A 22,345-nucleotide genomic window follows, 5' to 3' on the forward strand; every position below is an offset into this window, starting at 1 on the left:
CAAAATTCATATGAATAAAAAAGCCCTCGCTGAGATGCGAGGGCTTTTTTTGGTATTTCTATGGAATTAATTTATTTCTTGAACTCCGGAGTTTTGATTTTTGCAGGATCGATCTTCGGTAGATCATCTATATACATATTGCGATAAGCATCTTCATCCTGATTGCTTTCAGCAACAAATACCGGGGTAAATGAACCTGCTTTTATAGCTTCCTCAAGCTGTCTGTTCCCAGAGATCTGGTTTAGTGCAGTTGCAAGTAAAGGCTCGGTAGGCTCACCAAGAACTCCGAAATTATCCCAGGTCTCACTCTTCGAGATATCCGGAACCAGGCCTTCAGGATATGCTTGGCCATTTGCATTCACAGAAGTTGAAATTAGTGGCTGAATAGCATATTTATGATCAGGGTTCAAATTCTTCTTTTCATAATATGGAACATCAGCATCATATAAGGTTACAGAAGCCTGAACCTTACCTACGGTTTTTTCGCCAATATGCACTACATCAATATATGGAGCAAGCCCATTGATTATAAGTTCACTGGCAGAAGCAGATGATCCTGTGGCGATTACATATACTTTATCCAGGTTAAGACTGTTAATAGGCATTGGCGTGTGATTTTCGTGACCTGGATCTGATTCATCGCTGTCAAAGATCATATCATCAAACCTGGTCATCTTTGCATTTTCGCTGAGCAGACCTTCAATATTATCATTATACCTGGTCCTGATAAGAACTTCACCTTTAAATTGACCTGTGATCATACTAGCAAGATCTGCGGCGGTAGAAACTCTACCTCCACCATTATATCTAAGATCAAGAACCAATTCTGTTACATTGTTATTCTTGAATTCCTGGAATACCTGGTTAAGTTCACCATCAAAATTGTGAACAAAACTGTTATACATAAGATATCCCACCTTAATTCCGTTAAGGTCTATAGTTTTGGCTACAAGAATTGGGTTTTCTGTCAATTGTTGCTTTACTACCGTGATATTTTCCCCGGTAGTTTCAATTCCTGAACCTGTGAATTGCGCCAAACCTAAGGTATAGGTGTCTGGGGCCAGGAGGGTTGAGTAATTACCTAGGGTTAATTGGGTGCCGTCAATTTCTGTAAAAATCATTCCGCGTTCAAGGCCAGCTTCGTCTGCCGGAGAGCCTGGAATCACATACCTGATAATACCGGCCAGGTCATCAGACTCACTCCTATTGATAAAAGAAAGGCTAATATTAGCTCCAGAAGTTTTCCTAATTCCGGCAAAACTGGCTTCCAGTTTCTCGTAATCGTCAACGATCCAGCTAAAATCATCTTCTGAATAAACTAATCCATTTTCGAAGAATGATTCCGGCGAATTCCATTCGTCTAAATAAGTAATATATTGTTTTTCAGTTGAAAATGCATCATCCTGTAATTTAGGAACGTATGCTTTGTAAAGGTACCAGAAGTTCATGGCTTCCCAGATGAAATCCTTGATCTCGAGATCAAGATTTCCTTCAATGGTTAAGGTTTCTTCGGGTTCCTTGGGTTCTGTAACAACAATATCGTCATCGGAACATGAACTGATAAGCCCTGTAGCAAGGACTGCAAAAAGTAAAAATTTATAAAATTTCATAAGAAAGTTAAGGGTTAATATATTTCTAACAATTTTTTTCTAAAAATAGGCACATATTCAGAAATAAAAAATTTCTTGTAACAAAACTATTTCACATTCGTCGTAAAGGTGAGAAGGCAGTATAAAACTAACCACAACCTAATGAAAGAACGCACCTTCCTGAATATAATAGATCCTGTCAAGGACAAAATGTACCGATTAGCTTTAAGGCTCCTCACCTCAAAGGAAGCAGCCGAAGATGCTACTCAGGAAGTAATTCTGAAATTATGGAGCCGCAAGGAAAAGATCAAGCATTATGCCAATATTGAGGCCTTTGCGATGACGGTTACTAAAAATTACTGCCTGGACCAGTTAAAACTGAAGTATAATAATAATATGAGAATCGTTCATCAGAACTATGAAAGTAACCATCCTTCATTACAGTCTGAAATTGAAGTGAACGATGAAATGGAATGGTTAGGCAAGATCGTTGCTACATTACCTGAACAGCAGAAAATGATCTTTCAGCTAAGGGATATCGAACAATACGATTACGACGAAATCGCTGAAATCATGGAAATGAATCAAACCGCGATAAGAGTATCTCTCTCCAGGGCAAGAAAAGCCATTAGAGAGAAATTAATAAAAAAACACAACTATGGAATTAGGTAAAATAGAAAAGCTTCTTGAACGCTATGATGAAGGGGAGACTTCACTAGCCGAAGAAAAGATTTTGAGAGAATACTTCCTGAGGGAGGAGGTTCCAGAACATTTAAAGAGTTACCAGATGATGTTCATGTTCTCTACCCGCCAGGCAGATGAGAAGTTGGAAGAGGAGCCCAATATCTCTAAATCCAGGAAAGACTGGTACTCGTGGACCGCGATAGCTGCGATCCTTGTAGTAGCACTGGGAATATTCTTTTTTAATCAGCCGGAAAGGATGAATCATAATGATCTTGGAACCATAAGTGATGAACAGCAGGCCTATGAAAAGACCAAAGAAACCCTCAACATGATCTCCCAAATAATGAACGAAGGGAAATCTGACCTGGTGTACCTTAAAGAATTCAACAATACAAAAGATAAAATAATACAAATAGACTAAAACCAGAAACCATGAATAGATTCGTAATTACCCTCCTGTTAGCCATAGCGCCCATGTTTTTACAGGCTCAAAATTTTGAGAAGTATGAAGACATGAAAGAAGTAGACGCAATGGTAATGACCAGCAAAATGTTTAAGATGCTGGCGAAAGTAGACCTAAGTGAAAATGATCCCGAAGCTAGGGAATATATGAAGCTCATAGAGAACCTGGATCGTATCCAGATTTATAAATCATCGAATTCACAGGTGATGTCCCAGATGTCTGCCGACGTGAAGTCTTATTTGCAAAAAGCTTCCCTGGAAGAGCTGATGAGGGTTAACAATGAAGGGCAGAATATAAAGTTCTATTCTGCACCGGGTAAGAATGACAATTATGTAAAGGAGCTTTTTATGTACCTGGAAGGTTCAGAAAACGATAAGCCAATGTCGGTTATCCTTAGTATAACAGGGGAAATAGATCTAAGCCAGTTATCTAAACTAACTTCAGACCTTAAAGTTCCAGGTGCGGAAGAATTAAAGAAAGCCAACAAAAAATCCTAAACAAATGAAAACATTAAATATACTAGTTGCCGCTTTTGTAATGGCTGTTCTTAGCTCTTGCAATAACGAGAAATCACTTCAGAAGTATTATGTGGATAATCAGGAAGATACTGATTTTCTAGCCCTGGATATCCCTGTAAGTATGTTTGCCAATGTAGAGTCCCTGGAGGCTGAACAGAAGGAAACCATGGAGAGTATCAAGAAGATCAATGTATTGATGCTGGAGAAGAAGGAAGATCCTGCAAAATTTGAACAGGAAAAGCAAAAGCTGAATGAGATCTTTAAAAATGATAAATACCAGTTATTGATGAAATATGGCGGGGGGAATAGAAAGGCAGCACTTTATTTCACCGGTGATGACGATGCGATCGATGAATTGATCGTTTTTGGTTATGATGATGAAAAAGGGTTAGGAGTAGGAAGAGTACTTGGAGAAGATATGAACCCAGAAAATATCATGAAACTGATGAAATCTTTAGAGAAGGACGATATCAATGTAGAGGGAATAAAAGGGATTAGTGAGATCTTTGGTAATTCCGGGACAAAAAATGATTCAGTGAAAGTAGATATGGAGACTGAAACTGAAAGTGCAGCAGAGGTAGATTCTGGCGATGAATAATAATTTGATTAGTTGAGGGAAAAGCCCCGAATTGAATTTTCAATCGGGGCTTTTTTTATTCTAAATACCAGTATAGTTCTGCGGACTTATCTGGTGTAGTTCTTTTTTGATCTCTTCTGAAACTTCTAGCTGGTCAATAAATTCAGACATACTTTTCTCAGTGATCTTTTCATTGGTCCTGGTAAGACCTTTCAGGGCTTCATAAGGATTTTTAAAACCTTCACGTCTCAATATGGTCTGAATGGCTTCAGCAACCACAGCCCAATTATTTTCGAGATCCTCGTTGAGCTTTTCCTCATTCAGCAACAACTTGTTAAGTCCTTTAAGCGTAGATTTAAAAGCGATAATGGTATGCCCTACAGGTACTCCAATATTCCTTAGAACGGTACTGTCTGTAAGGTCTCGCTGTAGACGACTTACTGGAAGTTTAGCTGCCAGGTGCTCAAATAAAGCATTGGCGATACCAATATTCCCTTCGCTATTTTCAAAATCTATCGGGTTTACTTTATGTGGCATAGCCGAGGAACCTATTTCCCCTTTTTTGATCTTCTGTTTGAAGTAGTCCATGGAAACATAGGTCCAGATATCACGATCCAGGTCGAGCAGGATGTTATTGATCCTTTTCAGGGCATCGAATAAAGCCGCGATATGATCGTAATGTTCTATCTGGGTAGTTGGGAAGGAGTGGTATAATCCTAGGTTGTTCTCCACGAAATTCTTTCCGAAGGCTTTCCAGTCTGTTTCTGGGTACGCGACCTTGTGAGCATTGTAGTTCCCGGTGGCACCTCCAAATTTCGCTGCGTGGGGAATTTCTTTTAAAAACCTTAATTGCTCTTCAATTCTCACTACGAAAACCTCGATCTCTTTTCCGAGTCTGGTAGGAGAAGCAGGCTGCCCGTGAGTTCTTGCCAGTAAGGGAATATCTTTCCACTCGTTGGATAGTTCCTTCAATTTAGCCAGGATCTCATTTAGTTCTGGGATATATACTTCTTCAATCGCATCCTTAAGGCTAAGGGGGACCGCGGTATTATTGATGTCCTGAGAAGTTAATCCAAAATGTATGAATTCTTTTGAATCTTCCATCCCAAGCTTTCCGAATTCTTTTTTCAGGAAATACTCTACTGCCTTCACATCGTGGTTGGTGACCTTTTCGATCTTTTTCACAGCCTGGGCGTCGATAGAGGTGAAGTTCTCGTAAAGCTCTCTTAATTTTTTAAAGTTACGGGTATCCACGTCCTGAAGCTGAGGTACTCCCTGCTCATAAAGAGCGATGAAATATTCAACTTCAACCTGAATCCTGTATTTAATAAGCGCTTCTTCACTAAAATAAGCCGAAAGTTTTTTGGTTTTAGACCTGTATCGTCCATCTATTGGAGAAACTGCAGAAAGGGATGTCATCTTTTACTTTTAAAAATTAAAGGCGTAAAGATACCGCTTCAAAATTTACTAGAAAACCGAAGCTATAATTTCCTCAAAATCTTTGAAGCCCTGGACCTGTATCCTGCGGTAGACTTCTGAATATCCTTCTCCAGGATGCCTTTTAGTTCTTCTTTTACCCAAGAGTCTTCATTCCTTAGTTCATATATATTTTGCATGGAAAAAACTTTTACCGCTACCTTCTCTTCAGAGACCAGCCAGGTAAATGAAAGCTCCAGAATTTCTTTTTTCAGCTCGGGACTTAGGTTTAAAGTAGAACTGGAAAAATTGTTTTCAAGGGCGAGGCCATAGATCTTGGCAAGGCATCTCCTGCAGGCCGAATCTGAATGGTATTTTCCTGATCTTATCAAATCTGGGATAAAGGGAATAAGTATTTCAAAATTCTGCCTGCTTAATACCTCAAGAATGAACAACGCCTTAACGGATAATGGCCTGGCTTTCTGAATGATCATTACGCAAAACTTCAGAAATTGTGGGTGTTTTAGAAAAAGGACCGCAGCCTGTTGCCTGCTTTTAAGAGTGGTATCTGTTTTTTCAAGGATTTCTTCGAAGTTCATCAGGCCTCATTTAAAAGTCTGGTTACTAATTCCGGGACTCCCTCTACAGCTTTTTTGCTAATGATCTCCAGATTACCACCGGCGCTGATATTGGGATTTGGATCTATAAAATAAATTGGGCTTTCCTTTGGAGTGAAATCTATAAGGCTGGCCGCAGGATATACCTGCATGGAGGTGCCCACAACTATCACGATACCGGCATTTTCTGCGATCTCTGCGGCTTTCTGGAACATAGGTACGGCTTCGCCAAACCATACCACATGTGGCCTAAGCTGATGGTTATACTCACAAAAGTCTCCTATGTTAATATCCTTTTTCCAGTCCATTACCAGGCTTTCGTCAAAAGTGCTGCGGGCCTTAAGCAGTTCACCATGCAAATGGGTTACGTTGTCGCTACCCGCCCTCTCATGCAGATCATCGATATTCTGGGTGATGATCTTCACGTTGTATCTTTCCTGTAATTTTACCAGGGCATAATGAGCTTCATTTGGCTCAACTTCCAATAATTGGCGTCTTCGCTGGTTATAAAAGTCCAGCACCAGTTCCATATTATTTTCCCATCCAACCGGGGAGGCCACCTCCATAACATCATAGCCTTCCCACAGTCCGTCGGCATCTCTAAAAGTTTTGATTCCGCTTTCCGCGCTAATTCCGGCCCCAGTGAGGACCACTACATTTTTCATATTAACATTTTTTAACACTTATTCTGATATTCTTAACGTCTGCCTCTTCACTTAAGCACGTATCTAAGAGTAGATAAATAAAGTATGAAAAGAAAAATACGGCTTTTCAACCAAAACAAATTATTAATAATTCATAACTTAATCTGATGAAAAATTTATTTCGCGCTATTTACATAGCATTACCAATTTTATTTCTGAGTTGTTCAGATGATGACTCCATGCAGCCTGTGGGGCCAGACAATATGGGGGAGACCGAATCTTTTGACCTGACTTCTGTGAGCGACCCGTCAATTTCAGGGACCGCCACCTTTATGCAGAATGAGGACAATAGTACAACCGTAGAGATCTCTCTTGAGGGAACTACTTCAGGGATGCACCCGGCACATATCCATTTCAACACTGCTGCTGAAGGTGGTGATATTGCCCTTAGCTTTAACCCTATAGACGGAGCTACCGGAATGAGCACTACTACATTTTCAGCCTTGGATGATGGAACGCCTATTACTTACGAAGAGGCGGTGAATTTCGACGGGTATATAAATGTACATTTAAGTGCTGATGATCTTGGCACTTTAGTCGCCCAGGGAGACATTGGTGAAAATGACCTTACCGGAGATATGAAATCTTACGAATTAGCAACAAAAGATGTAGAAGGCATCATGGGAACAGTGCTGTTCCAGGAAAGAGAGAATGGAGAAGCCCTCGCGACCATTATGTTGGAAAATACTCCAGATGATGGTATGCACCCGGCACATATACATATGAATACCGCTGCCGAAGGTGGCGATATTGCCTTTACCTTCACGCCTGTAAATGGGAATACCGGAATGAGCATGACCAATGTTGCCAGTCTGGACGACGGAACTATGTTTGGATATGCAGAAGTTCTTGATTACGACGGGTACGTAAATGTTCACTTAAGTGCTGAAGCATTGGGAACACTTGTTGCTCAGGGTGATATTGGCCAGAACGAACTTACCGGGGAATCTAAAACCTATGATCTGGAGTCAAAAGATGTAGAAGGGATCATGGGAACTGCAGTTTTTGAAGAAAGAGTAAATGGAGAGGCCCTGGCAACTTTAATGCTGGAAGGAACTCCTGATGGAGGCATGCACCCGGCGCATATACATATGAATACTGCCGCAGAAGGTGGTGATATTGCCTTTACCTTCAATCCTGTGAATGGTACTACCGGTATGAGTATGACCAATGTGGCCATGTTAGATGATGATACTATGTTCGGATATGCCGATGTGCTGGATTATGACGGTTATATTAATGTACATCTAAGTGCAGAGGATCTTGGAACCTTAGTGGCCCAGGGTGATATAGGGCAGAACGAACTTACCGGTGAGGCTGTAACTTACGACCTGAACACTGTGGATGTACCCGGAATCATGGGAACTGCCATGTTCAAACAAAGAGTAAATGGAGAAACCCTTGTGGTTCTATCCCTTGAAAATACCGTGCCCGGAGCAATGCATCCTGCCCATATTCACATGGGGTCTGTAGTAAATGCTCCTGGGGATATCGCGATTAGTTTAAACAGTGTAAATGGAAGTACCGGGATGAGTATGACCAATGTGACCGCCTTTGATGCTGCTGAAGGAGAAGACGGCGAAATGGTAGATTACGGAACCCTGATAGAATATGACGGATATATTAATGTGCATTTAAGTGCTGAAGAACTGGGAGTACTTGTAGCCCAGGGGGATATTGGGATGAATGCTTCATAGGCATAAATTTCTTTAAAAAAGAGAACCCGACTTAGGTCGGGTTTTTTATTTTTACTGCTGAAATGGACGACAAAAAAATCTTAGAATATCTTCAGGAATACCTTACTCCAAGGAGAAGATCTTTATTTGAAAAAGTACTTTCAGAACGCACAAATCATCTTACGGTGGTGGCCCAGGATGTCTACCAGTTGCATAATACCAGCGCTGTGGTGAGAAGTTGTGATGTGTTCGGGGTTCAGAATATTCACGTTATAGAGGAGAAGATCCCTAGAAGGATTGATAAAGAAATTGCGATGGGAGCCCAGAAGTGGGTAAATATCAATCGTTATTCCTCAACACGGGATTGTGTAAAAAAGTTACGTGAGGATGGTTATAGAATCGTAGCAACCAGTCCTCATGATGACTCGGTTTTACTGGAAGATTTTGATATTAGTACACCGGCAGCCCTATTCTTTGGAACCGAAAAGGATGGATTGTCTGAAGAGATACTGAAAGAAGCAGATACCACCATCAAAATTCCCATGGTAGGTTTCACCGAAAGTCTGAATATTTCGGTCTCTGCCGCCATTATCCTGCAAAGCCTTCGGGCTAAACTAACCGCTTCCAATATTGACTGGAGACTTAGTGAAGTTGAAAAGGAAAAGCTACGCCTGGGCTGGACCAAAAAAACCATTAAAAATTCAGAACAAATTATTGAACGCTTTTTGAATCAGTAATTATTTGTAACTTTTCTACGCCTTAAACCTAACCAATGACCCTCTTTTTCTATTTAATTATAGCATTAATCACCTTTTTTGCTTTCTTACACGCGTGGGCAAAGAAAGAATATGATGTTAGCAGGACCATGGTGATCAATAAACCTCGCGAAGAAGTTTTCAATTTTATACGACAGTTAAAAAAACAGCCTTTATGGAATCCTTGGTTCAAAAGGGATCCACAGGCGATTTTAAAATATAAAGGTGAAGATGGGAAGCTTGATGCAAGTTTCTACTGGAATGGGAACAAGAAAGTAGGTGAGGGGGTACAGCGAATCGTCAAGGTAAAACAGGGTCGGGTTTTCGAAACAAAGATACTTTTTATTAAACCGGTTAAGGTAAATGCCCTTACTTACATTGGGGTAAAAGAAATAGATGCTGAAAAGACCAAAATGGTTTGGGGTGTTCGTGGCAACCTTGCATTTCCGCTTACTATTATCAGTATTTTCTACTCTCCGGAAAAAGCCTTGGGAGAAAAATTCGAGGAAGGGCTAAAGGAATTGAAACAGATTCTCGAAAAAAATTAATTCTTCTGAAGAACTTTATACTCTTCGTAACAGCTGTTGATCGCGTCCAGGATCTGCAGGTCATTCGCTGTTTTCATAAAATCCTGGGAGTAATTACAGTTGTTCAGGATCTCGTCTATCTCGGCGCGGTTCACCTGAAGCAGCGCCATTAAAGTTTCCCTGTCGAATTTATTTCTAAGCAGGTTCCTGATATTGTCATCCTGCTTCATCTGCCGCAGTTTCTTCATTTGTCTTGGCCTGGTACCAAAGATATTATAGACCAGGTCGGCAGGGTTGGAAAGCGATCTCAGCGCCTTGGTAACAGCATTTGGAGAGGAGTCTCCACCTTCGTACCCAGAATTTAATCCGGAAATACTATACCTGTAATTATCGTATATAGGAATATTCTTCGCGTCGATCTCAAGATAACCGGTCAATTTAACAGAGTTCACCGTGACCTCTTCCAGGGCAAATCCCAGTTCGGTCATTTTCACCTTTACATTTCCATACTTTAACCAGTCATTGGTCACCCTAACCCTTATAGATCTGAAACCCAGGTAGGAAAAATACAGGGTGTCATTTACCGTAGCCTGCAGTTTAAATTCTCCCTGCTCATTGGTTACGGCACCTTTAACCTGATTCAAATTAACAATATGAACGTTCTCGATAGGTTTGTCGTTCGCGGCATTCATAACAGTCCCCGATACCATATCCTGCGCAGATACATATCCCGTTAAGAATAAGAGAAATATAAAAAGGGTGTTTTTCATAACAATCGGGGCTAAAAATATAAAATCCTTATAAAAAACAATGCCAAACTTAAGGAATTAAGTTTGGCATTTTATTTAACTATGCTTTAGAGCGCCTTCTTTTCAGGGAGTTTTCGATGTTTTTGTTCCGACTTCCCTTTCGGCTGCTTTTTTTATCATTTCGGTCTGACCTTCTTCTTCCTTTAAAGTTTTCTCCTTTATTGTCGTTGAAGTTTTTGCCGTTTCTTTTTCCGCCTCCGCGTTCCTTTCTACGGCCTCCGCCTTTTTCAGGTTTCTGGTCGTTGGTGATCTCTACATTTACATATCTGCCGTTTTGCTGATAATCTGTAAAGGTCTTAAGAATTAGATCGGTATGTTTTTCATCCGTATTAAAGAATGAAAAGCTCGCCTTACAGTCTACCTTGAAAATATCATCACGGTCCAGGTTAAGTTCTCCGGTAAGGAAATCCTTCAGGCTTTTCCAGTCGAAACCATCCTTAGAACCAACATTGATAAAATACCTTGTATTTCCTTCAGAAACTGTCGGTCTTCCGCCAGCAGATTCAGAACTAAGGTCTGGCGCCTTCTCATAATAGTTAAAGAAGCGGGTGAACTCTACAGAAAAGAATTTCTTGATAAGCTCTTCCTTGCTAAATTCTTCCAGAGCCTCGTTTATGGTTGGAAGGTAAGGGTCTATATCGTGATTGATCTCTGTCTTCTTAATATCGTTCGCCAGGTGGAAAAGCTGGGTCTTGCAGATCTCCTTTCCATCAGGAATGGATTTCTCTTCGAATTTCTGCTGAATGATCTTCTCTACCGTTCTAATCTTACGAACTTCACTTTTGGAAATAATAACCATGGAAACCCCTTGTTTTCCTGCACGACCGGTTCTACCACTACGGTGGGTATAAGTTTCGATCTCGTCTGGTAACTGGTAGTTTATTACGTGGGTAATATCATCTACATCTATCCCGCGAGCAGCAACATCTGTCGCAACTAGCATCTGGATCTGGCGGGTCCTAAAACTCTTCATTACCAGGTCACGCTGGTTCTGGCTTAGATCTCCATGCAATGCCGCGGCATTATATCCGTCTTCAATAAGTTTTTCAGCGACTTTTTGAGTGTCTCTTTTTGTTCTACAGAAGATCACAGAGAAAATATCGGGATTGGCGTCTGCCAGCCTTTTTAAAGCATCATAACGATTACGATGATTCACCAGGTAATATTCGTGGGAAACGTTCACACTTCCCTTATTCTTTGACCCTACGGTGATCTCCTTTGGATCTGTCATGAATTTCTTGGCGATCTTGGCCACCTCCTTAGGCATGGTTGCAGAGAACAACCAGGTCTTTTTCTCTTTTGGAGTATGAGATAAGATACTTTTAATATCCTCATAGAATCCCATGTTCAGCATTTCATCTGCCTCATCCAGTACACAGTAGTTGATAGAAGAGATATCTGCAAGATTTCTCCTTATCATATCCTGCATTCTTCCAGGGGTAGCAACGATGATCTGTGCACCTCTGGAGATAGATCTTGCCTGGTCGGTAATGCTTGCACCACCATAAACAGCCACTACGTTCAAAGATCTTTTATACTTTGAATAGTTCTTTAGTTCATTGGTGATCTGCAGGCATAGTTCACGGGTAGGTGAAAGTATCAATGCCTGGGTCTTTTTAGAATTTGAATCTATTTTCTGGATTAGTGGGAAACCAAAAGCGGCTGTTTTACCGGTTCCTGTTTGAGCCAGGGACACTAGGTCGGTTTCCTGTTCTAATAAGATTGGGATAGATTTTTCCTGTACTTCACTAGGGGTTTCAAAGCCCATGTCTTCGATGGCCTTGAGCAAGTCTGCGTCAAGTCCAAGTTTTTGGAATGCGTTCATTCGTTTTATGTAAGTATTCGATTATGATATGTAAGTGTTACATAAGAAGCGAATCGACATACTTAAACCTAAACTTCCGGTAACACATCCTCACCCTGAGGAATTTTTTCAAGCGGCAAATGTACACTTTTATTTTTGATAAACAGCTTTTATTGCAAATAACTGGTGTAGTAATCAGATTTACAGGCTCTTAATCCTTGTGGGTGATCGAATATACCGGGTTTCCCCAATTAAAAATTTTGCTCTTCGATAGTATATTTAAGCTAAAATCTGTTCCCGGGATGCCTTATTGAATTGCCAGTTATGTTATGAATAAATTATCAACCAAAAAATTTGGCATTATGAGACATTTTAAATTGATGGGCCTGTTGATCGCTTTGACGATCATAGGTTGTAGTAAACAGGAAAACGAGGATCTGCCCTTAACTAAAAGTGCTACGGTGGTTCAGGCCGAATTTCTTGCAGTTATTCAAAAACAGGAATTCAAGAATCTGGTGATTTCTAAATTCAATGACCTGAATAAGGGAAAAGATGATAATAATGGAGTTGTTATAGTTAGCCGTAGATTTAGCCAATTTTTTGGATTTTCTTCAGCTGAAGGATTTATTTGGATCTATGACCTGGATGAACAGTTTTTGATTAAACTTTTTTCAGAAGATCGGGCTCAATTCTTTTTCAGGTCTAATGATCCAACTGTTGAAGTTTATGATTATGAAGACAATTTGATGTATTCCAATCTGTGCCAGGAGAATAAGACTGGTCATTTGCAGGTGAGTCTAATTTCTGATTATGACTTTTTTGATTTTGGTCCTTTCCAGATTTATTTTATTGCACCGCCTTTCGATTCTGCAAATATTCTCAAGGCAAATTCTAAAGTATTTGATGGCGCGCAAATAAATTTCGAAACAGGGGAGATTAGCTGCGGTGAGATAAATACAGAGAAAAAATTAAATATAACTTCACTTTTCCGTGATAACAGTGGAAATCATCCAGTTATAAATATTTCTTTAAAATAGATTTACAAAAAGGTCCTGTTAAAATATGAGACCTTTTATTTTGATAAATATTCAATAAGTTCTCTAAAGGCCTTTGCGCGATGACTGATCTTAGATTTTTCTGATAGATCCATTTCTGCAAAGGTCTTGTCATATCCTGTGGGCTGAAAGATCGGGTCATAGCCAAAGCCGTTATTTCCTCGTCTAACATCCACGATAATGCCTTCACAAATTCCCGTGAAAAGGTTTTCATTCCTTTTAAGATTGAGCGCGATCACGGTCTTAAACCTTGCGCTGCGGTCCACCCTTTCTTCCAGCTGTCTTAATAGTTTATCTACATTGGCATTATCGTCTTTCTGTTCCCCGGCATACCTTGCGGAATAGACTCCGGGTGCGCCGGCCAGGGAATCTACTTCCAGGCCTGTGTCGTCTGCAAAACAGTCATAGCCATAATGATTTCTAACATATTCAGCCTTGATGATAGCATTCTCGTCTATGGTGTCGCCGGTTTCTTCAATATCTTCTTCGCAACCTATATCATCCAGTGATAGCAATTCAATATGATGCGGAAGGAGACTCTTTATCTCCTTGAATTTATTCTTATTATGTGTGGCAAATACTAGTTTCATAAGCTGGTTTTAGCGATGGTGATAAGGTTCGTTCTTTAAAATAGTAAAGGCGCGGTATAACTGCTCGGTAAAGAAAAGTCTCACCATTTGATGGGAGAAGGTCATCTTTGACAACGATATCTTAGAATCTGCCCGGGAGTAAACCGTCTCAGAAAAGCCATAGGGTCCTCCAATCACGAAGATCAGTCGTTTAAGACCGGTATTCATTCTTTTCTGTATGTATTCTGAAAAGTTCTCAGAACTATATTGTTTTCCGTTCTCATCTAATAACACCACAAAATCGGAATTCTGTACCCCTGCAAGGATTAGCTCACCTTCTTTTGTTTTCTGCTGATTCTCATCCAGGTTCTTGGTTTTCTTAAGATCGGGGATGATCTCAAATTCAAATTTGATATAATGCTGAAGCCTATCTGCATAGACCTTTATAAGCGTTTCCAGTTCCTTTTTATCTGTCTTTCCTATACAGACTAATTTTATGGTCATCCCGTGATTTTAGTACAGACTTTACTACATTTACAAAAATAAGCAGAGAAAATGATCTCACCGGAACAATTTGAAAAAGAAATTGAACTAATTATTAAGAATGCTATCAGGGAAGATATTGGCAATGGCGATCACAGTTCCCTGGCATGCATCCCCAAATCTGCAACCGGTAGGGCTAAGCTCCTGGTAAAGGACCAGGGTGTGCTTGCAGGGGTAGAATTTGCCAGGCGGGTTTTCGAATATGTAGATCCTAAAATGAAACTTGATATCAGGATGAAAGACGGTGACCCGGTTAAACGTGGTGATATTGCTTTTTTTGTAGAGGGTTCATCCCAGTCTATCCTGATGGCAGAAAGGCTGGTTCTTAATGCCATGCAGCGTATGAGTGCCATCGCTACCAAAACTTCTGAATTTGTTCGTAAACTGGAAGGTACTAAAACAAAGATCCTGGATACAAGGAAGACCACACCGGGCATTCGGGCCATAGAGAAATGGGCGGTAAAGATAGGCGGGGGAGAGAACCATCGCTTCGCCCTTTATGATATGATCATGCTTAAGGACAACCATATAGATTTTGCCGGAGGAATTACCAAAGCGATCGACAAGACCAAGGCTTATCTAAAGGAAAATGATCTGGATCTTAAGATTATCGTAGAGGCCAGGGACATGGGTGAGATCAGGGAGATCTTGAAGTCGGACGGTATTTACCGCATCCTGATAGATAATTTCAATTACGAGGATACCCGGAAAGCAGTGGAGCTAATTGGTGGCAAATGCCTAACCGAATCCAGTGGTGGCATCACCCTGGAAACTGCCAGGAGCTATGCCGAATGTGGTGTGGATTTCATTTCCAGCGGAGCCTTAACCCATTCTGTGCATAACCTGGACCTGAGCTTAAAAGCCGTTTAATATGGCCCCACAAAAAGCGATCAAATCTAAACTTGAAAAATTTTCTGATTGGTGGAAACGTAAAACCAAGAAGATCATTTTGCCGGGTTTAGAAGGGTTGTCGCTTTATAATCTCTGGATCATTTACTGGGGAGGAATTGTTAGGGGCACCTTTTCTACCAGGGCCAGTTCTATCGCCTTTAGCTTTTTTATGGCGATTTTTCCTTTTCTGCTGTTTATCCTGAACCTTATCCCGTATATTACCTTTATCGACGATTTTCAGATACAGTTCCTTCTGTTTATGGACAATCTGCTGCCTCCGGAAACTTCAGACTTTTTCGGAACTATTTTCGAGGATATTGCCAATACCCCGCGCGGGGGGCTGTTATCTGTAGCCTTCTTCCTGTCCATTTTTCTAATGACCAATGGTATAAATGCGATTTTCACCGGCTTCGAATTCAGTTATCATACAAAGAATAATCGGTCGATTCCGCGGCAATATGCTGTGGCCGTGGGAGTTTCGCTCATACTGGCATTGTTGTTGCTTATATCTGTGATAGGAGCTGTATATATTACATATGCTTTGGAGGATCTTAGCGACATTGGCCTGGTAAATTCAGATGGTTTTGGAGCAAACCTGATAAAATATATCGGATTTATTATCCTAATATATACAGCAGTGGCAATTTTATATTATTTTGGAACCCGGGAAGCAAGGCAGGCACGTTTTTTTTCTGTTGGAGCCTTGTTCACCACCATATTGATCATGATAACCACTTTTTTGTTTAGTTTGTATATCACGAACTTTTCAAATTACAACGAACTTTATGGCTCCATTGGTGCTTTATTGATCCTGATGTTCTATATCTGGCTTAACTCGAACATGTTATTGCTAGGCTTTGAACTGAATGCATCATTGATAAAACTGAAAAAAAATTATAAATAACTTTAATCAACAATAACCCTAATTACTAAACAATGAAAAAAATAGTATTTGTATTTGTAGCCCTTATGTTTACTGGAATCGCTTCTGCTCAAACCGAGGTTGGCGGAGTAAATCTTCCTAACACCGAAAGTTTCCAGGGGCAAACCCTGACCCTTAACGGAGCCGGAGTTAGAGAAAAATTATGGATAGATTTATATGCCGGAGGGTTATACCTGGCAGAAAAATCTTCTGACGCTTCTGCGATCATGGCTGCAGATAAGCCTATGAGCATTAAACTGCATATCGTTTCCAAGCTAATTACCAGTGATAAAATGGTCGAGGCCGTGAACGAAGGTTTCGAGAACTCCACAAATGGTAATACCAAGCCACTTGCTGCTGAGATCAAGAAATTCAAAGGTTTCTTTATGGAAGAGATCAAGAAGAACGATGTTTTTGATATCGTTTATATGCCAAACAAAGGTGTGGTAGCCTATAAGAATGATAAAGAGCTTGGAACGATCGAAGGAATGAATTTCAAAAAGGCCTTATTCGGGATCTGGCTTTCTAATAAGCCGGCAGACGATGACCTAAAAGAAGCCATGCTTGGTAAGTAATATGAAAAAACTGCCCCTTTTTTTTCTACTAAGCATTTTTCTGAATCTACCTGTACAGGCGCAATCTGTTCTTGGGCGCTGGGAGAACAGGAATGAGGAAGGAAAAGTGAATTCTATAGTAAAGGTTTATGAGAAGGACGATAAGATCTTTGGTAAAGTAGATCATATTGTGAATGCAGAAGATCGCGATAGGATATGCACCCTATGCGAAGGAGAACTTAAAGATCAACCTATACAGGGCCTGGAAGTGATGAAAGGCCTGGAAAAAGAGGGAGATGAATATGTTGGTGGAACCATTGTAGACCCTAAGACCGGTAAAAAATACCGATGTAAGATCTGGCTTGATGAAAATAATCCAGATATCCTTAAGGTTCGCGGATATATCTCATTCTTTTATAAAACAAAGACCTGGCGCAGAGTTAAATAAGCTGCGCTGATTTAAAAGCTGTTCTTAAACTTTCAGTCTTGTTTTCAAATAACTAAAGATTCTTAATATTTTTGAATTCTATAGTTAGAAAATGAGCTGGAAATTAGGAACAGCTTTTTTCTATTAACCAATCCAACAAAATGCCCTATTTCGCTGATCTTATTCTGCCTTTACCACTGGACAATAGATTTACTTATAGTCTTACGGAAGAAGAAGCGCATTTTATCCAGCCGGGAATGCGCCTGGCGGTGCAGTTCGGGAAAAATAGGATTTACACCGGTATAGTTGCTGAAATACATCAGAAGCCTCCGGAAGTTTACGAAGCGAAACCTATTCACCAGATCCTCGATGAGAAGCCCCTGCTCACCGGTCAGCAGCTGAATTTCTGGAATTGGCTGGCGACCTATTATCTGTGCACCGAAGGGGAGGTGATGAGAGCCGCCCTTCCGGGAGCCTTTTTGCTGGAAAGCGAAAGTATCGTAAAGCTGAGCAAGGATGCCGAAATAGAATCTGCTGAGCTTAATGATGATGAATACCTGGTAACCGAGGCTTTGCAAAGGCAGTCTTCCATGAAGATACAGGAGATCGAGCAGCTCCTCGACCGCAAAAAGGTCTTGCCTGTGATCAATAAACTGGTTGCTAAGAACCTGGTTGATCTTAACCAGGAAATCTACGAGCAGTTCAAACCAAAAGAAATAAGGTTTGTAAGGCTCAACCCGGCCTTTGAGGCTGAAAGCGAAATGCATACTCTGCTGGATGAGCTTTCTCGTGCCCCTAAGCAAAGGGAGATCCTGATGTCCTATTTTTCGATCACCGCTAAATCTAAAAAACCTCTGAAGGTAAAAGAGCTTTTGAAAGAATCTAAGGCCAGTTCAGCTGTTTTAAAAAGCCTGATCGATAAAGATATTTTTCGGGAATTTTATGAGGAGACAGATCGGGTGGTTTTTACAGGCGAGATAAGTTCCCACGAAATAAATTTGAATGATGTTCAGCAGCAGGCCTATGACCAAATCACGGAGAGCTTCGAAAATAACAGTGTTTGCCTGTTGCATGGGGTAACATCTTCAGGCAAGACCGAGATCTACATAAAGCTTATCGAGGAGGCCATTAATAAAGGAAAGCAGGCTCTATATCTGCTTCCAGAAATTGCACTTACCACGCAGCTTATAAAGCGACTTCAGAATTATTTTGGTGACAAAGTACTGGTTTATCATAGTAAATACTCAATCAACGAACGTGTAGAGATCTACAAAAAGGTACTGGATAATTCAGAGAAAGGTAAGATAGTGATCGGAGCCCGCTCATGTATTTTTCTTCCCTTTCAGGACCTTGGAATGATCGTGGTAGATGAGGAGCACGAATCCACTTTTAAACAATATGATCCTGCACCAAGGTATCATGCCCGGGATGCGGCAGTAGTATTGGCAAACATGTTCGGGGCAAATATTGTCCTGGGCTCGGCAACACCTTCCATAGAATCCTATTTTAACGCAGAACATAACAAATACAGCCTGGTAGAGCTTAACAGGAGATATGGAAATGTTCTTATGCCCGAGGTGGAAGTGGTAGATATTAAGACCGCGCATAAAAAGAGGAAAATGAAAGGTCATTTTTCTGAAAGGCTTATCGAGGAGATACGCGAAAGTTTAAAAGAAGAGGAGCAGGTCATCCTATTTCAGAATAGGAGGGGGTTTTCTCCAATAATGGAATGTAATACCTGCGGGCATTCGCCGCAATGTCCCAATTGTGACGTGAGTCTTACCTATCATAGTCATAACAATCAGTTGCGTTGTCACTATTGCGGGTATCATATTGCTATGCAGCATCAATGCATGGCCTGCGGAAGTAATGATATTACTACCAAAGGTTTTGGGACAGAACAGGTAGAAACAGAATTGAAGGCGTTATTCCCAGATCACAAGATAGGACGAATGGACCAGGATACCACTCGTGGAAAACACGCCTATGAAAAGATCATCGCTGCTTTCGAAAATCATGAGACAGATATACTCATAGGAACTCAGATGCTTACCAAGGGGCTGGATTTCAGGAAGGTTAGCCTTGTAGGGATCATGAATGCAGATAATCTGCTTAATTTCCCGGATTTTAGGGCGCACGAGAGAAGTTTTCAATTAATGCTTCAGGTTGCCGGAAGATCTGGAAGAACCAAGAAAAGGGGCAAGGTGCTCATACAGGCCTATAATCCCCATCACCAGATCATTCAGCAGGTTTCTACCGGCGATTACCAGGGCATGTATCATGAGCAGCTGGAAGACCGTTACCAGTATAAATATCCGCCATATTTCAGGTTGATCCGGCTAACTCTTAAATGCCGGGATTATTCTAAGACCAATGAGGCTGCCGAATGGCTGGCCAGGGCACTGGAAAATGTTTTTGATCGCTATGTACTGGGGCCGGAATTTCCACCCGTAGCGCGAATCAGAAATGAGTATTATAAGAACATACTTATCAAGATCCCCAAAAAACAATCCCTGGGTAAAACCAAGAAAATGGTTCATAGAATACTTACCACTTTCAGGGCCATTGGAGCTTACCGGTCGGTTAGAGTAGTGGTTAATGTAGATCCGCAATAAAAAAGCCACTTAAAAGCGGCTTTGAATAGTATAAGGTGTTCTATTTTTTATTGTATCGCGCTAAGTGCCTCTACCAGGTTTGCCTTCTTATGGCGGCTTAAAGGCAGCTTTTCCTTATCGATCTCTATGTTCTTACTGTTATATCTTTCGATCTTATCCAGGTTCACTATATAAGATTTGTGGGTTCTAAGGAAACGTTCACTCGGAAGCTGCTTCTCAAAAGATTTCATGGTGGCAAGCACCACGAAATTATCTTTTTCGGTCACAAATTTCACATAATCGCCAAGGGCCTGAATGTATTTAAGTTTAGAAAGGAAGACCTTCCTGTTCTTCAGGTTGCTTTTTACGAAAATGAAATCGTCATCTTCTGGTACAGCGGTTTGATGTTTTAATTTGTAAAGGTTTACAGCCTTGTTCACTGCGTTATTGAACCTGTCCTTGGTTACCGGCTTATGAATGTAATCTACGGCATCATAATCGAAAGCTTTAAAAGCATATTTCGTTTTACCGGTTACGAATATAATTTGCGGTTTGTTAGGAAGATTATCCAGGAGTTCAAAACCGGAAAGTATCGGCATCTCAATGTCGAGAAAAATGAGGTCAGTTTCCGTATCTAATAAGCCATTCTTGGTCTCGATAGCATTGTTGTACTCTGCGACAAGCTTAAGATTTGGATGATCCTTGATCAATTTCACAATTGATAGCCTTTGCAGGCTGGAATCATCAACGACGGCACATTTGAGTAGTACTTCTTCCACGGTTTATAGGTTAGTCATAAACAATATTACTCATTAAAAATAAGAAATACAAGGTAAAATTATTTTACGTCGGTAAAATTTGTGTTTTATCCTTCTTAATATGCTTTGAAATAAGGAATATTAATTCTATTTTTGCACCCGATTTAATTTAAAGAATAATTTTATGAACAATTATGAAACTGTTTTCATCTTGAATCCCGTTTTATCTGATGAGCAGATAAAGGAGACAGTTAAGAAATACGAAGATTTTCTTGTTTCGAAAGGGGCTGAGATGGTAGCTAAAGAAGATTGGGGCCTAAGAAAACTGGCTTATGCAATCCAACACAAAAAAAGTGGTTTTTATCACTTATTTGAATTCAAAGCTCCTGGTGAGGTTATTGAGCCGCTAGAATTGGAATTCAGAAGAGACGAGCGTATGATGCGTTACCTAACTGTAAAGTTAGATAAGCATGCGGTAGCTTGGGCTGAGAAAAGAAGAAAACGTAACAAGGAAAAAGCGTAATCATGGCAACATCTATTGAACAACAAGCAAAAGGGAAAAAAGACGGAGAGATCAGGTATCTTACTCCGCTTAATATAGAAACTACCAAAGCTAAAAAATACTGTAGATTCAAAAGATCTGGTATTAAGTACGTAGATTACAAAGACCCTGATTTCTTAATGGGATTTGTAAACGAACAGGGGAAACTTTTACCTCGTCGTTTAACAGGTACTTCTTTGAAGTTTCAGAGAAAAGTGGCTACAGCCGTTAAACGTGCTCGTCACTTAGCATTAATGCCTTACGTAGGTGATTTATTAAAATAAAAAGAGGCAGTTATGGAAGTGATACTTAAAAAAGACGTAGATAATTTAGGATTTACAGATGATGTTGTAACTGTAAAAAACGGTTACGGAAGAAATTATCTTATTCCACAAGGATATGCTGAACTGGCAACTCCTTCTGCAAGAAAGGTTCTATCTGAAACTTTGAAGCAGCGCGCCTATAAAGAACAAAAGCATATTGAAGAAGCTAAGAAACAGGCTGAAAAACTTAATAACCTAGAGATCAAACTTACTGCTAAGGCAGGTGCAGGTGATAAGTTATTTGGTTCTATCACCAATGGTGATCTAGCAGACGCTCTTGCTAAAGAAGGTGTAGAGATCGAAAAGAAATATATTAGCATCGCTGGTGGAAACATCAAGCGTTTAGGACAGTACGAAGCTACTTTGCGTTTTCACCGTGAAGTGATTTCTAACTTTACCTTTGACGTTGTAGCGGAAGCTTAATTTATTTTATTTATAGTATAAAGCCCGCTCATTCATTGAGTGGGCTTTTCTTATTTACAGAACTTGATTTGATAGTTCTACTTTTTCCATTTAATTAATCCCGCCAGGTAGCGGAAGCATTAAAGAATAGCATGAAATACGCAAGATTAACAAAAGAGCAGTTTGAAGAGATGCACCAGGAATTCATTAATTTTCTGGCCACTCAGTCTATTACTGCAGAAGAATGGGAGCAGATCAAAAAGGACAAACCTGAAGCCGCAGAAGAAGAACTGGATATCTTCAGCGATCTCATTTGGGAAGGCGTACTAAACAAAGTTGAGTACCTGGAGCATTTTTCTCCTCAGCAGATCTTTCTTTTCAGGATCACCACTGCCACCATCGAGTTAATCGCTATTAAGGTAGAAAATGAGGCTATAGATATTACGACCAGGGAAGGTTACCAGTGGTTGCAAACCAACCTTATGGACGATGCCGTTAATATTTACACTTCGACCAAAGCCATTAGCGAGGACAGGAACAAGGATATCTTTGCTCTTATCAAGCAGGGAGCTAACATTACTCAAGGTGAATTATACCAGTATTTCCAAAAGGTTGTTCAGGATTAAG

The 22,345-nt window shown here is 40.4% G+C and carries 26 protein-coding genes; 17 read left to right on the forward strand and 9 right to left on the reverse strand.

All coding sequences use genetic code 11. The features are described from left to right. Positions 1-71 precede the first annotated feature (71 nt). The gene (locus tag FLP08_RS08525; protein WP_156275937.1) at positions 72-1,610 is read right to left on the reverse strand and encodes a GFO_1087 family putative carboxy terminal peptidase; all 1,539 of its coding nucleotides are present in this window, start codon (positions 1,608-1,610) and stop codon (positions 72-74) included. Positions 1,611-1,751: 141 nt separating this feature from the next. Between FLP08_RS08525 and FLP08_RS08530 the strand changes: the two genes are divergently transcribed. Genes FLP08_RS08530 through FLP08_RS08545 form a run of 4 tightly spaced genes read left to right on the forward strand, consistent with a single transcriptional unit; the run spans position 1,752 to position 3,852 of the window. Continuing rightward, on the forward strand, positions 1,752-2,261 hold the full coding sequence (locus tag FLP08_RS08530) for a GFO_1088 family ECF-type sigma factor (RefSeq protein ID WP_156275939.1): 510 nt from the start codon (positions 1,752-1,754) through the stop codon (positions 2,259-2,261). Beyond that, complete coding sequence (locus FLP08_RS08535) at positions 2,248-2,694, forward strand: PG0215 family putative anti-sigma factor (protein ID WP_156275941.1); 447 nt, start codon at positions 2,248-2,250, stop codon at positions 2,692-2,694. Before FLP08_RS08530 ends, FLP08_RS08535 begins: the two co-directional genes overlap by 14 nt. Before the next feature lie 11 nt (positions 2,695-2,705). Further along, entirely contained in the window at positions 2,706-3,233 is a 528-nt protein-coding gene (locus FLP08_RS08540; RefSeq protein WP_156275943.1) for a GFO_1090 family protein, read from the forward strand. A gap of 4 nt (positions 3,234-3,237) precedes the next feature. Further along, positions 3,238-3,852, forward strand: coding sequence for a GFO_1091 family lipoprotein (locus FLP08_RS08545; RefSeq protein ID WP_156275945.1), 615 nt, complete (start codon positions 3,238-3,240; stop codon positions 3,850-3,852). Between the two features lie 60 nt (positions 3,853-3,912). Here FLP08_RS08545 and purB read toward each other — a convergent pair whose 3' ends face one another. From purB to FLP08_RS08560, 3 genes are all read right to left on the reverse strand, one after another. Next, positions 3,913-5,250 (reverse strand): adenylosuccinate lyase, encoded by a 1,338-nt coding sequence (gene purB, locus FLP08_RS08550; protein WP_156275947.1) that lies wholly within the window; start codon positions 5,248-5,250, stop codon positions 3,913-3,915. A 62-nt stretch (positions 5,251-5,312) separates the two neighbouring features. Beyond that, positions 5,313-5,846 carry a hypothetical protein gene (locus FLP08_RS08555; RefSeq protein WP_156275949.1) on the reverse strand — a complete coding sequence of 178 codons (534 nt, stop codon included), beginning with the start codon at positions 5,844-5,846 and terminating at the stop codon, positions 5,313-5,315. Then, positions 5,846-6,529 carry an SIR2 family NAD-dependent protein deacylase gene (locus FLP08_RS08560; RefSeq protein WP_156275951.1) on the reverse strand — a complete coding sequence of 228 codons (684 nt, stop codon included), beginning with the start codon at positions 6,527-6,529 and terminating at the stop codon, positions 5,846-5,848. The genes FLP08_RS08555 and FLP08_RS08560 overlap by 1 nt, the downstream gene beginning before the upstream one ends. 146 nt (positions 6,530-6,675) lie before the next feature. Between FLP08_RS08560 and FLP08_RS08565 the strand changes: the two genes are divergently transcribed. The 3 genes from FLP08_RS08565 to FLP08_RS08575 all read left to right on the forward strand — a co-directional run bounded on the left by FLP08_RS08565 (position 6,676) and on the right by FLP08_RS08575 (position 9,547). Then, a complete protein-coding gene (locus FLP08_RS08565) occupies positions 6,676-8,265 on the forward strand; it encodes a superoxide dismutase family protein (protein WP_156275953.1) in 1,590 nt (529 codons plus the stop codon). 62 nt (positions 8,266-8,327) lie between these two features. After that, entirely contained in the window at positions 8,328-8,981 is a 654-nt protein-coding gene (locus tag FLP08_RS08570; protein WP_156275955.1) for a TrmH family RNA methyltransferase, read from the forward strand. A 35-nt stretch (positions 8,982-9,016) separates the two neighbouring features. Next, positions 9,017-9,547 carry an SRPBCC family protein gene (locus tag FLP08_RS08575; protein WP_156275957.1) on the forward strand — a complete coding sequence of 177 codons (531 nt, stop codon included), beginning with the start codon at positions 9,017-9,019 and terminating at the stop codon, positions 9,545-9,547. On the opposite strand, the gene FLP08_RS08580 is transcribed toward FLP08_RS08575, so the two are convergent. Beyond that, positions 9,544-10,296 (reverse strand): carboxypeptidase-like regulatory domain-containing protein, encoded by a 753-nt coding sequence (locus FLP08_RS08580; protein ID WP_156275959.1) that lies wholly within the window; start codon positions 10,294-10,296, stop codon positions 9,544-9,546. The genes FLP08_RS08575 and FLP08_RS08580 overlap by 4 nt on opposite strands. 79 nt (positions 10,297-10,375) lie before the next feature. After that, entirely contained in the window at positions 10,376-12,160 is a 1,785-nt protein-coding gene (locus FLP08_RS08585; RefSeq protein ID WP_156275961.1) for a DEAD/DEAH box helicase, read from the reverse strand. Between the two features lie 341 nt (positions 12,161-12,501). Here FLP08_RS08585 and FLP08_RS08590 point away from each other — a divergent pair, with 341 nt between their 5' ends. After that, positions 12,502-13,176 carry a hypothetical protein gene (locus FLP08_RS08590; RefSeq protein ID WP_156275963.1) on the forward strand — a complete coding sequence of 225 codons (675 nt, stop codon included), beginning with the start codon at positions 12,502-12,504 and terminating at the stop codon, positions 13,174-13,176. 35 nt (positions 13,177-13,211) lie between these two features. Here FLP08_RS08590 and FLP08_RS08595 read toward each other — a convergent pair whose 3' ends face one another. Beyond that, positions 13,212-13,784 carry a non-canonical purine NTP diphosphatase gene (locus FLP08_RS08595; RefSeq protein WP_156275965.1) on the reverse strand — a complete coding sequence of 191 codons (573 nt, stop codon included), beginning with the start codon at positions 13,782-13,784 and terminating at the stop codon, positions 13,212-13,214. A 9-nt stretch (positions 13,785-13,793) separates the two neighbouring features. Continuing rightward, positions 13,794-14,267, reverse strand: coding sequence for a 23S rRNA (pseudouridine(1915)-N(3))-methyltransferase RlmH (gene rlmH, locus FLP08_RS08600; RefSeq protein ID WP_156275967.1), 474 nt, complete (start codon positions 14,265-14,267; stop codon positions 13,794-13,796). A 51-nt stretch (positions 14,268-14,318) separates the two neighbouring features. On the opposite strand from rlmH, the gene nadC reads away from it, so the two are divergent. From nadC to priA, 5 genes are all read left to right on the forward strand, one after another. Further along, positions 14,319-15,176 (forward strand): carboxylating nicotinate-nucleotide diphosphorylase, encoded by an 858-nt coding sequence (nadC, locus tag FLP08_RS08605; protein WP_156275969.1) that lies wholly within the window; start codon positions 14,319-14,321, stop codon positions 15,174-15,176. 1 nt (position 15,177) lies between these two features. Further along, positions 15,178-16,101 carry a YihY/virulence factor BrkB family protein gene (locus tag FLP08_RS08610; protein WP_156275971.1) on the forward strand — a complete coding sequence of 308 codons (924 nt, stop codon included), beginning with the start codon at positions 15,178-15,180 and terminating at the stop codon, positions 16,099-16,101. A 32-nt stretch (positions 16,102-16,133) separates the two neighbouring features. After that, on the forward strand, positions 16,134-16,694 hold the full coding sequence (locus tag FLP08_RS08615) for a chalcone isomerase family protein (RefSeq protein ID WP_156275973.1): 561 nt from the start codon (positions 16,134-16,136) through the stop codon (positions 16,692-16,694). Position 16,695: 1 nt separating this feature from the next. Next, the gene (locus FLP08_RS08620) at positions 16,696-17,121 is read left to right on the forward strand and encodes a DUF2147 domain-containing protein (protein WP_156275975.1); all 426 of its coding nucleotides are present in this window, start codon (positions 16,696-16,698) and stop codon (positions 17,119-17,121) included. 140 nt (positions 17,122-17,261) lie between these two features. Beyond that, complete coding sequence (priA, locus tag FLP08_RS08625) at positions 17,262-19,715, forward strand: replication restart helicase PriA (protein ID WP_156275977.1); 2,454 nt, start codon at positions 17,262-17,264, stop codon at positions 19,713-19,715. A gap of 47 nt (positions 19,716-19,762) precedes the next feature. On the opposite strand, the gene FLP08_RS08630 is transcribed toward priA, so the two are convergent. Then, a complete protein-coding gene (locus tag FLP08_RS08630; protein WP_108172217.1) occupies positions 19,763-20,473 on the reverse strand; it encodes a LytR/AlgR family response regulator transcription factor in 711 nt (236 codons plus the stop codon). Between the two features lie 163 nt (positions 20,474-20,636). Here FLP08_RS08630 and rpsF point away from each other — a divergent pair, with 163 nt between their 5' ends. From rpsF to FLP08_RS08650, 4 genes are all read left to right on the forward strand, one after another. Then, a complete protein-coding gene (gene rpsF, locus FLP08_RS08635; protein ID WP_156275979.1) occupies positions 20,637-20,975 on the forward strand; it encodes a 30S ribosomal protein S6 in 339 nt (112 codons plus the stop codon). Between the two features lie 2 nt (positions 20,976-20,977). Further along, positions 20,978-21,277, forward strand: coding sequence for a 30S ribosomal protein S18 (rpsR, locus tag FLP08_RS08640; RefSeq protein WP_026916063.1), 300 nt, complete (start codon positions 20,978-20,980; stop codon positions 21,275-21,277). Between the two features lie 12 nt (positions 21,278-21,289). Further along, positions 21,290-21,739: a 50S ribosomal protein L9 gene (rplI, locus tag FLP08_RS08645; protein ID WP_156275981.1), complete on the forward strand. Its 450-nt coding sequence runs from the start codon at positions 21,290-21,292 to the stop codon at positions 21,737-21,739. Positions 21,740-21,870: 131 nt separating this feature from the next. Further along, positions 21,871-22,344 carry a DUF6495 family protein gene (locus FLP08_RS08650; protein WP_156275983.1) on the forward strand — a complete coding sequence of 158 codons (474 nt, stop codon included), beginning with the start codon at positions 21,871-21,873 and terminating at the stop codon, positions 22,342-22,344. Position 22,345 lies beyond the last annotated feature (1 nt).

It is taken from the genome of Christiangramia aestuarii (assembly GCF_009735585.1).
GTDB classification, from domain to species: domain Bacteria; phylum Bacteroidota; class Bacteroidia; order Flavobacteriales; family Flavobacteriaceae; genus Christiangramia; species Christiangramia aestuarii.

What these genes read in the sequence shown, in the direction of transcription:
- FLP08_RS08580 (WP_156275959.1), bottom strand. Translation starts at nt 10,296, where the DNA reads ATGAAAAACACCCTTTTTATATTTCTCTTATTCTTAACGGGATATGTA.
- FLP08_RS08595 (WP_156275965.1), bottom strand. Translation starts at nt 13,784, where the DNA reads ATGAAACTAGTATTTGCCACACATAATAAGAATAAATTCAAGGAGATA.
- FLP08_RS08610 (WP_156275971.1), top strand. Translation starts at nt 15,178, where the DNA reads ATGGCCCCACAAAAAGCGATCAAATCTAAACTTGAAAAATTTTCTGAT.
- FLP08_RS08565 (WP_156275953.1), top strand. Translation starts at nt 6,676, where the DNA reads ATGAAAAATTTATTTCGCGCTATTTACATAGCATTACCAATTTTATTT.
- FLP08_RS08585 (WP_156275961.1), bottom strand. Translation starts at nt 12,160, where the DNA reads ATGAACGCATTCCAAAAACTTGGACTTGACGCAGACTTGCTCAAGGCC.
- FLP08_RS08650 (WP_156275983.1), top strand. Translation starts at nt 21,871, where the DNA reads ATGAAATACGCAAGATTAACAAAAGAGCAGTTTGAAGAGATGCACCAG.
- purB (WP_156275947.1), bottom strand. Translation starts at nt 5,250, where the DNA reads ATGACATCCCTTTCTGCAGTTTCTCCAATAGATGGACGATACAGGTCT.
- rpsR (WP_026916063.1), top strand. Translation starts at nt 20,978, where the DNA reads ATGGCAACATCTATTGAACAACAAGCAAAAGGGAAAAAAGACGGAGAG.
- FLP08_RS08530 (WP_156275939.1), top strand. Translation starts at nt 1,752, where the DNA reads ATGAAAGAACGCACCTTCCTGAATATAATAGATCCTGTCAAGGACAAA.
- FLP08_RS08575 (WP_156275957.1), top strand. Translation starts at nt 9,017, where the DNA reads ATGACCCTCTTTTTCTATTTAATTATAGCATTAATCACCTTTTTTGCT.
- rplI (WP_156275981.1), top strand. Translation starts at nt 21,290, where the DNA reads ATGGAAGTGATACTTAAAAAAGACGTAGATAATTTAGGATTTACAGAT.
- rpsF (WP_156275979.1), top strand. Translation starts at nt 20,637, where the DNA reads ATGAACAATTATGAAACTGTTTTCATCTTGAATCCCGTTTTATCTGAT.
- rlmH (WP_156275967.1), bottom strand. Translation starts at nt 14,267, where the DNA reads ATGACCATAAAATTAGTCTGTATAGGAAAGACAGATAAAAAGGAACTG.
- FLP08_RS08620 (WP_156275975.1), top strand. Translation starts at nt 16,696, where the DNA reads ATGAAAAAACTGCCCCTTTTTTTTCTACTAAGCATTTTTCTGAATCTA.
- nadC (WP_156275969.1), top strand. Translation starts at nt 14,319, where the DNA reads ATGATCTCACCGGAACAATTTGAAAAAGAAATTGAACTAATTATTAAG.
- priA (WP_156275977.1), top strand. Translation starts at nt 17,262, where the DNA reads ATGCCCTATTTCGCTGATCTTATTCTGCCTTTACCACTGGACAATAGA.
- FLP08_RS08570 (WP_156275955.1), top strand. Translation starts at nt 8,328, where the DNA reads ATGGACGACAAAAAAATCTTAGAATATCTTCAGGAATACCTTACTCCA.
- FLP08_RS08590 (WP_156275963.1), top strand. Translation starts at nt 12,502, where the DNA reads ATGAGACATTTTAAATTGATGGGCCTGTTGATCGCTTTGACGATCATA.
- FLP08_RS08535 (WP_156275941.1), top strand. Translation starts at nt 2,248, where the DNA reads ATGGAATTAGGTAAAATAGAAAAGCTTCTTGAACGCTATGATGAAGGG.
- FLP08_RS08540 (WP_156275943.1), top strand. Translation starts at nt 2,706, where the DNA reads ATGAATAGATTCGTAATTACCCTCCTGTTAGCCATAGCGCCCATGTTT.
- FLP08_RS08560 (WP_156275951.1), bottom strand. Translation starts at nt 6,529, where the DNA reads ATGAAAAATGTAGTGGTCCTCACTGGGGCCGGAATTAGCGCGGAAAGC.
- FLP08_RS08545 (WP_156275945.1), top strand. Translation starts at nt 3,238, where the DNA reads ATGAAAACATTAAATATACTAGTTGCCGCTTTTGTAATGGCTGTTCTT.
- FLP08_RS08525 (WP_156275937.1), bottom strand. Translation starts at nt 1,610, where the DNA reads ATGAAATTTTATAAATTTTTACTTTTTGCAGTCCTTGCTACAGGGCTT.
- FLP08_RS08555 (WP_156275949.1), bottom strand. Translation starts at nt 5,846, where the DNA reads ATGAACTTCGAAGAAATCCTTGAAAAAACAGATACCACTCTTAAAAGC.
- FLP08_RS08615 (WP_156275973.1), top strand. Translation starts at nt 16,134, where the DNA reads ATGAAAAAAATAGTATTTGTATTTGTAGCCCTTATGTTTACTGGAATC.